The 8,047-nt window shown below is 55.3% G+C and carries 9 protein-coding genes and 1 tRNA gene; 6 read left to right on the top strand and 4 right to left on the bottom strand.

All coding sequences use genetic code 11. The features are described 5' to 3' along the window. Positions 1-13: 13 nt before the first annotated feature. Positions 14-90, bottom strand: a tRNA-Met gene (locus L383_RS10115). A gap of 208 nt (positions 91-298) precedes the next feature. On the opposite strand from L383_RS10115, the gene mltA reads away from it, so the two are divergent. Both mltA and tcdA read left to right on the top strand, forming a co-directional pair. Beyond that, entirely contained in the window at positions 299-1,396 is a 1,098-nt protein-coding gene (mltA, locus tag L383_RS10120; protein ID WP_014885070.1) for a murein transglycosylase A, read from the top strand. A 77-nt stretch (positions 1,397-1,473) separates the two neighbouring features. Continuing rightward, complete coding sequence (tcdA, locus tag L383_RS10125; RefSeq protein ID WP_023331210.1) at positions 1,474-2,280, top strand: tRNA cyclic N6-threonylcarbamoyladenosine(37) synthase TcdA; 807 nt, start codon at positions 1,474-1,476, stop codon at positions 2,278-2,280. On the opposite strand, the gene csdE is transcribed toward tcdA, so the two are convergent. Together csdE and csdA are read right to left on the bottom strand one after the other, a co-directional pair. Beyond that, the gene (csdE, locus tag L383_RS10130) at positions 2,271-2,717 is read right to left on the bottom strand and encodes a cysteine desulfurase sulfur acceptor subunit CsdE (protein ID WP_014885068.1); all 447 of its coding nucleotides are present in this window, start codon (positions 2,715-2,717) and stop codon (positions 2,271-2,273) included. The two genes, tcdA and csdE, sit on opposite strands and share 10 nt — an antisense overlap. Further along, positions 2,717-3,922: a cysteine desulfurase CsdA gene (gene csdA, locus L383_RS10135; protein WP_014885067.1), complete on the bottom strand. Its 1,206-nt coding sequence runs from the start codon at positions 3,920-3,922 to the stop codon at positions 2,717-2,719. The genes csdE and csdA overlap by 1 nt, the downstream gene beginning before the upstream one ends. Before the next feature lie 192 nt (positions 3,923-4,114). Here csdA and L383_RS10140 point away from each other — a divergent pair, with 192 nt between their 5' ends. The 4 genes from L383_RS10140 to rlmM all read left to right on the top strand — a co-directional run bounded on the left by L383_RS10140 (position 4,115) and on the right by rlmM (position 7,137). Next, a complete protein-coding gene (locus tag L383_RS10140; protein ID WP_008499648.1) occupies positions 4,115-4,342 on the top strand; it encodes a YgdI/YgdR family lipoprotein in 228 nt (75 codons plus the stop codon). A 349-nt stretch (positions 4,343-4,691) separates the two neighbouring features. Further along, entirely contained in the window at positions 4,692-5,609 is a 918-nt protein-coding gene (gene gcvA / locus L383_RS10145; protein WP_014885066.1) for a glycine cleavage system transcriptional regulator GcvA, read from the top strand. A gap of 39 nt (positions 5,610-5,648) precedes the next feature. Further along, positions 5,649-6,044 carry a DUF423 domain-containing protein gene (locus L383_RS10150; protein ID WP_014885065.1) on the top strand — a complete coding sequence of 132 codons (396 nt, stop codon included), beginning with the start codon at positions 5,649-5,651 and terminating at the stop codon, positions 6,042-6,044. Next, the gene (rlmM, locus tag L383_RS10155; RefSeq protein ID WP_014885064.1) at positions 6,037-7,137 is read left to right on the top strand and encodes a 23S rRNA (cytidine(2498)-2'-O)-methyltransferase RlmM; all 1,101 of its coding nucleotides are present in this window, start codon (positions 6,037-6,039) and stop codon (positions 7,135-7,137) included. The genes L383_RS10150 and rlmM overlap by 8 nt, the downstream gene beginning before the upstream one ends. 60 nt (positions 7,138-7,197) lie before the next feature. Here the strand turns inward: rlmM and xni are convergent, their stop codons facing one another. Continuing rightward, positions 7,198-7,953 (bottom strand): flap endonuclease Xni, encoded by a 756-nt coding sequence (xni, locus tag L383_RS10160; protein WP_023331209.1) that lies wholly within the window; start codon positions 7,951-7,953, stop codon positions 7,198-7,200. Between the last annotated feature and the right edge of the window lie 94 nt (positions 7,954-8,047).

Genomic DNA, 8,047 nt, shown 5'->3' with positions numbered 1-8,047 from the left:
ATCAAATTTTAATTGGTTGCGGGGGCCGGATTTGAACCGACGACCTTCGGGTTATGAGCCCGACGAGCTACCAGGCTGCTCCACCCCGCGTCCGTGGATGCGCACTATACTCGGATAGGTTTGTGATGCAACCCCTTTTTTACATAAATCATGATTTTGTATGCAAATTGAACGACATGGCGCTGTATGGACTATTTTTTGCGCAAAATTTGCCAAAGGGCATGCGAACGCATTTCATTAGCCCTGGCGGTTTGTTATCTTCATCACGCGGAAATGGGCAACTTAAAGACGAGATATAATGAAAGGACGTTGGGCGAAGTATCTGATGGCAGGCGCAATGGTAGCGATTCTTGCGGCCTGCTCTTCCAAACCGACCGATCGCGGTCAACAGTATAAAGACGGGAAGTTATCCCAGCCTTTCTCTTTAGTTAATCAGCCTGATGCTGTCGGTGCTCCGATCAACGCCGGCGATTTCTCCGAGCAGGTTTACCAGATCCGCAATGCGTCGCCGCGTCTGTATGGCACTCAGAGTAGCGTGTACAACGCCGTCCAGGACTGGCTGAAAGCAGGCGGTGATACGCGCAACATGCGCCAGTTTGGTATTGACGCCTGGCAGATGGAAGGGGCGGATAACTACGGTAACGTCCAGTTCACAGGGTATTACACGCCCGTGATTCAGGCGCGACACACGCGCCAGGGTGAGTTCCAGTATCCTATCTACCGTATGCCGCCAAAACGCGGTCGTCTGCCTTCTCGTGCAGAGATCTACGCGGGTGCGCTGAGCGAAAACTACGTTCTGGCTTACAGCAACTCCCTGATGGATAACTTCATCATGGACGTTCAGGGCAGTGGCTACATCGATTTTGGTGACGGTTCGCCGCTTAACTTCTTCAGCTATTCCGGTAAAAACGGCCACGCCTATCGCAGTATTGGTAAGGTGCTGATCGACCGCGGTGAAGTGAAGAAGGAAGATATGTCGATGCAGGCGATCCGCGAGTGGGGTGAAAAGCACAGTGAAGCCGAGGTGCGTGAACTGCTGGAGCAGAACCCGTCGTTCGTCTTCTTTAAACCGCAAAACTTCGCACCGGTGAAGGGGGCGAGTGCCGTTCCGCTGATTGGCCGTGCGTCGGTGGCATCGGATCGTTCTATTATTCCTGCGGGTACCACGCTGCTGGCGGAAGTCCCGCTGCTGGACAACAACGGTAAATTCAACGGTCAGTATGAGCTGCGTCTGATGGTGGCGCTGGATGTGGGCGGGGCGATTAAAGGCCAGCACTTCGATATTTATCAGGGCATTGGTCCGGATGCTGGCCACCGTGCGGGCTGGTATAACCATTACGGACGCGTGTGGGTGCTGAAGGCCGCACCGGGTACCGGAAACGTATTCAGCGGTTGATTGTGGTATTCTGAGCGCAATACGGATTACTTGTTCAGGGTGAGGAAGAACCTCACCCTTTTTACATCTGAGGTTTTATGTCTGTGGTAATCAGCGATGCCTGGCGTCAGCGTTTTGGCGGCACGGCACGTCTCTATGGTGAAAAAGCCCTGCAGCTGTTTGCGGATGCGCATGTCTGCGTCGTGGGCATCGGTGGTGTGGGGTCGTGGGCGGCAGAGGCGCTGGCGAGAACCGGTATTGGCGCAATCACGCTGATTGATATGGATGACGTTTGCGTCACCAATACCAACCGTCAAATCCATGCCCTTCGTGATAACGTCGGCCTGGCAAAGTCTGAAGTGATGGCGGAACGCATTCGTCTCATTAATCCGGAATGTCGCGTGACGGTGATCGACGACTTTGTCACGGCAGATAACGTCGCGGAGTACATGAGCAAAGGCTATAGCTATGTGATTGACGCTATCGACAGCGTGCGTCCCAAAGCGGCGCTGATCGCCTACTGCCGTCGCTACAAGGTGCCACTGGTCACGACGGGCGGCGCGGGCGGGCAAATCGATCCGACGCAAATCCAGGTCGCCGACCTGGCGAAAACCATTCAGGATCCGCTGGCGGCAAAGCTGCGTGAACGCCTGAAAAGCGACTTTAACGTGGTGAAGAGCAGCAAAGGCAAGCTGGGCGTTGATTGCGTGTTCTCGACCGAAGCGCTGGTCTATCCCCAGGCGGACGGGTCGGTCTGCGCAATGAAAAGTACGGCGGAAGGACCCAAACGTATGGATTGCGCCTCAGGGTTTGGGGCGGCCACCATGGTAACCGCTTCCTTTGGCTTTGTGGCGGTTTCTCACGCCCTGAAAAAGATGATGGCGAAGGCGGAACGTCAGGCCTGAGCCTGACGTGCTGCGTCCAGTACCGCGTCGCTGAGCGCGATCAGACCCTGACCGCGTGAGGCGCTGAGCTGCGCGCGCAGCCCGAGCTCATCGAAGAACATTAGCGGCGAATGTGCTAACAATTCTGCCGCGCTTTTCCCTTCCACCGCGGTTAACAGAACCGCCAGCAGCCCGCGCACGATACGGCCTTCGCTGTCGCCGAAGAAGTGAAGCTTCTCCCCGGATACGCTAAACCCGAGCCAGACGCGGTTCTCGCAGCCAGCGATCTCTTTCGCCTGCGCTTTAAGATCGTCTGAAAGCGTGGGGAGCTGCTTGCCCAGCAGGATCAGCTGACGATATTTGTCCTCCCACTGCGTGAGGGGAGCGAAGGTCTGTTTTAAGGTCTCTTCTGTGATGACCGTGCCGAACGGATGTCCGGCTAACGCTGCTTGAGTCATTAATCCACCAGTATTTCAAGGGCGCGGTCAACGGCGCTAATCAGTGCCTCGACATCGCTTTGAGTATTATACGGCGCAAACGAGGCGCGCAGGGTGCCGCTCACGCCGAGCGCTGCCAGAAGCGGCTGGGCGCAGTGCTGTCCTGCCCGCAGGGCAATGCCGTACCCGGCCAGCAGCGTCACCATGTCGCTATGATGAACGCCTGCGAAATCAAAGGCGAGCAGGCTCGAGTCTTGTACGCGGAACGAGCGGAAACCGGGGCGTTTTTTAAGTTCTTCTTCTGCCAGCGTCGCCAGGCCGCGGCTCCAGCTCTCCGCCTGAACAATGTCTGTTTCAGTCAGCCACTCCAGCGCAGCGCTTAAGCCAATCACGCCCGCCACGTTTGGCGTACCGGCTTCCAGACGATAAGGTACATCCTGCGTTTTGAAGCCGTCGAATGTCACCTCGGTAATCATTTTGCCGCCCCCGAGCCACGGCGTCATTTGCGTCAGCCGTTCCGGCTTGCCGTAGAGTGCGCCAATGCCGGTTGGCCCGTAGAGCTTATGTCCGGAGAAGGCATAGAAGTCGATATCAAGCGCCTGCACATCAGCCGGGAAATGCACTACCCCCTGCGCCCCGTCGACCATCACCACCATACCGCTGGCATGGGCAATCTCAATAGCGCGGGCCAGATCCGGGCAGCCACCGGTGACGTTGGACATCTGCCCCAACGCCAGGATGCGGCTGCGTGGGGTAATCAGCTCGGGCAAACGTGCCACATCAGGCAGGAAGTCTGCACCCAACGGAAGTTTGACAATCTGCGCCCCCGTTTGCTCGGCCACCATCAGCCACGGCACCAGGTTAGCGTGGTGTTCCGCCTCGCTGACGATGATTTCATCTCCTGCCTGCAGCCGTGGGCGGGCATAGCACTGAGCCACCATATTAATGGCTTCGGTCGTGCCGCGCGTCCAGACGATACTTTTTCCGCTTTCAGCATTGATCAGGCGTGCAACCTGATCGCGTGCGGCTTCGTAGCGCGCGGTTAAGCGCTGCGCTTCGGCAAACTGACTGCGATGCACGTTCCCGGCGCTCAGGCTGTAGAACTGCTGCGTCGCGTCAATCACCGCCTGGGGCTTCAAAGCGGTGGCGGCGCTATCAAGGTAAACACCGGCATCGGCCAGCGCCGGAAACTGTGCGCGAAACTGCGCAGGACTGAAAGCGTTCATGGGACTCCTCATATCAATAACGCGATCGTCGCGCAATTTCAGCGGCAGGGCAAGGAGGTTGATATCTATCAGATTCGTCTGCTTATCCTGGCGACCTCGTAAAAGCAGGTTATGCTAAATAGTGTTAGGCGGATGTTTTAGCCTGTTATAAATCGAGGTTTGAATAGCATTAATTGCTAAAGGAGAATAATCATGAATAAGACAGCTGCAATCATTTCTGCCTGTGCGTTTACTTTTGCCCTGAGCGCCTGTTCTGGTAACAACTACGTGATGCATACCAACGATGGTCGTTCCATCGTTTCGGAAGGGAAACCGACAACCGATAACGATACCGGGATGATTTCGTATAAAGATGCGAACGGGAACAAGCAGCAGATCAACCGCACGGACGTGAAAGAGATGAAAGAGATCGAGCATTAACCGATCGCAGGCGAAAAAAAAGCACCGCAAGTTGGCGGTGCTACATTAATCACTATGGACAGACAGGGTAAATGTACAGGAAGTGAAAAATTGGTAGCGTTGCTACCGTGGTCTGAATCGCAGACCAATTGCAAACACAACAACACAACATCACAACCGTAAGCCAAAAGCCCTTCAGAACACGCATTCCGAAAAAAGCTCTTCGTTCCGGCTCAGGAAGTGCCGCCACTATAGGTATTTGCTGGTAGTTCCTCAACGGACAAATTATAATGGCTCAGATAAAAAAAACTAATAGGTTAAACGTTGTTTCCTATTTGTTAAATTCAGTTAACATCTAAGCCAGATAACCATGTCAAAGCGATTGCCACCCCTTAATGCATTACGCGTTTTTGATGCAGCAGCACGTCACCTCAGCTTCACCCGTGCGGCAGATGAGCTTTTTGTGACACAGGCCGCAGTAAGTCACCAAATCAAGTCTCTGGAGGATTTCCTGGGCCTTAAGCTATTTCGTCGACGCAATCGTTCATTGCTGTTGACTGAAGAGGGGCAGAGCTATTTTCAGGATATTAAAGAGATTTTTTCCCAGCTCACGGAAGCCACGCGCAAGCTGCAGGCCCGCAGTGCAAAAGGTGCCCTGACTGTCAGTTTATTGCCCAGTTTTGCCATTCAGTGGCTGGTGCCAAGACTCTCAAGCTTTAACTCAGCTTATCCGGGGATCGACGTTCGAATCCAGGCGGTGGATCGTCAGGAAGACAAGCTGGCCGATGATGTGGATGTCGCCATTTTTTACGGTCGAGGTAACTGGCCGGGCTTGCGTGTCGAGAAATTATACGCAGAATATCTGCTGCCGGTCTGCTCGCCTCTGCTGTTAACGGGCGACAAAGCGCTGAAGACCCCCGCTGACCTGGCGCAGCATACGCTTTTACATGATGCCTCTCGCCGCGACTGGCAAACGTATACCCGTCAATTAGGTCTAAGTCATATAAACGTGCAGCAGGGGCCCATTTTTAGCCACAGTGCGATGGTGCTACAGGCTGCCATTCACGGGCAGGGCGTGGCGTTGGCTAACAACGTGATGGCGCAGTCCGAAATTGAGGCAGGCCGTCTGGTTTGCCCATTTAATGACGTACTGGTCAGCAAAAATGCATTTTATCTGGTTTGTCATGACAGTCAGGCAGAACTGGGTAAAATAGCCGCCTTCCGGCAGTGGATACTGGCAAAGGCGGCAAGCGAGCAAGAGAAATTCCGCTTCAGGTATGAACAATAACGTTTGTGTGCCGGGCACGCATTAATTCAGGACTTAAACATGACCAGCCGATTCATGCTTATTTTTGCCGCGGTGAGTGGCTTTATTTTTGTTGCACTGGGCGCCTTTGGCGCACATGTATTGAGCAAGTCGTTGGGTGCTGTCGAGATGGGCTGGATCCAGACCGGCCTTGAATACCAGGCGTTCCATACGCTGGCTATTTTCGGACTGGCGGTGGCGATGCAGCGTCGGATCAGCATCTGGTTTTACTGGAGCAGCGTTTTTCTGGCGCTGGGTACTGTGCTGTTCAGCGGCAGCCTCTACTGTCTGGCACTTTCACATCTGCGCCTGTGGGCGTTTGTTACACCCGTCGGCGGCGTCAGCTTCCTGGTGGGGTGGGTATTAATGTTTATCGGAGCTATCCGTCTGAAACGCAAGGGCGTTGTTCATGAATAAAGTTGTTTTATATTGTCGCCCGGGGTTTGAGAAAGAGTGCGCCGCGGAAATTACCGATAAAGCGGCGAAGCGCGACGTCTTCGGCTTTGCCCGCGTGAAAGAGAATGCGGGCTATGTGGTCTTTGAATGCTATCAGCCCGAAGATGCGGATAAGCTGGCGCGCGAACTGCCGTTTAGCTCGTTGATCTTCGCTCGTCAGATGTTTGTGGCGGGTGAGCTGTTGAAAGACCTTCCCCCGGAAGACCGCATCACGCCAATTGTCGGCATGCTGCAGGGCGTAGTGGAGAAGGGCGGCGATCTGCGCGTGGAAGTGGCGGATACTAACGAAAGTAAAGAGCTGATGAAATTCTGCCGCAAATTTACCGTGCCGCTACGCGCGGCGCTGCGTGATGCGGGCGTGCTAACGAACTACGAAACGCCGAAGCGTCCGGTAGTACACATCTTCTTTATCGCTCCGGGCTGTTGTTATGCCGGCTATTCGTATACCAACAATAATTCGCCATTCTATATGGGGATCCCGCGTCTGAAGTTCCCGTCGGATGCACCGAGCCGCTCAACCCTGAAGCTGGAAGAGGCCTTCCACGTCTTTATCCCGGCCGATGAGTGGGACGAGCGTCTGGCTAACGGTATGTATGCCGTCGATCTTGGCGCGTGCCCGGGCGGCTGGACCTATCAGCTGGTGAAACGCAATATGTGGGTATCGTCTGTCGATAACGGCCCAATGGCGCAAAGCCTGATGGACACCGGGCAGGTAACCTGGCTGCGTGAAGACGGTTTCCGCTATCGTCCGACCCGTAACAACATCTCCTGGATGGTGTGCGACATGGTTGAGAAGCCAGCAAAAGTGGCCGCGCTGATGGCCTCCTGGCTGGTGAACGGCTGGTGCCGCGAGACCATTTTCAACCTTAAGCTGCCGATGAAAAAGCGCTACGAGGAGGTCTCTCAGAACCTGGCCTACATCCAGGCGCAACTGGATGAGCACGGTATTAACGTGGAGATCCAGGCGCGTCAGCTGTATCACGATCGCGAAGAGGTGACGGTACATATTCGTCGCTGGTGGGCGGCCGTAGGCGGGCGTCGCGACGAGCGATAGCGCGCGCTTTGTTTTGCCCGGTGGCGCTGTGCTTGCCGGGCCAACAAAACCGTGAACCGTTTAACGCTCTAACCGCAACTGCTGCAAATTCCCGTCCAGCTGTAAATCCGTCTGTAACGTCGCCACATCCCGACAGATAAACGCCATCTCTTTGTGCGCCTCCAGCTTTTTACGCCATTTTTCCGGCACGTCATCCAGCCTGGCGTATATCCCCTCCAGACTCTGAAAATCTGTCAGCAGCTGGGCGGCGCTCTTCGGCCCGATGCCCGCGACACCCGGTACCTTCGAGCTGCTTATCCCCGCCAGTCCCCAGTAGTCAGGCAGTTGTTCTGGTGAGACGCCAAACTCGCTGGCAATAAATGGCGCGTCCAGCCAGCGTTTCTGGAAGTAATCGCGGATGCGGATGGTGGGAGAGAGAAGCTGGCAGTAGCCTTTGTCCGTTGAAACGATAGTGGCCTGATGTCCGGCACTCGCTACCTTGACCGCAAGCGTCGCGGCCAGATCGTCCGCTTCGTTGCCGTGTGCGCCCCAGCAGGGAACGCCGCGTTGTTCAAAGGCCGCGCGAATAACGGGCATTTCGGCATGCAGGTCGTCCGGCATCGGCGCGCGTCCGGCCTTGTAGTCAGGGAGACGCTGGTGTCGCCAGCCGCTGTTCCGCGCTTCGTCATCAAACACTGCCACTGCATGGGTAGGTTCGCTATGGCGAATAAGCTGCTCCAGCGCGTGCAGGCAAGTGTCCTTACAGGGCGTGCCCTGTACCGCATGGATACGGCGAATCAGGTTGAGCGCGTCGACGATAAGTAAATGAACAGCCACAGATAATCTCCCTTAAAGCTAATGGGTAAAGGGTATCACTGTCAGCGGGTTGAAACGAATAGCGTGAGGGAAAACAGGAAGAAGCCTCGCAAAA

Source organism: Enterobacter sp. MGH 37 (assembly GCF_000534515.1).
Taxonomy (GTDB): Bacteria; Pseudomonadota; Gammaproteobacteria; order Enterobacterales; family Enterobacteriaceae; genus Enterobacter; species Enterobacter kobei.
Note: the sequence above shows the minus strand (reverse complement) of the source record. Positions and strands in the feature narration are given on the sequence as shown.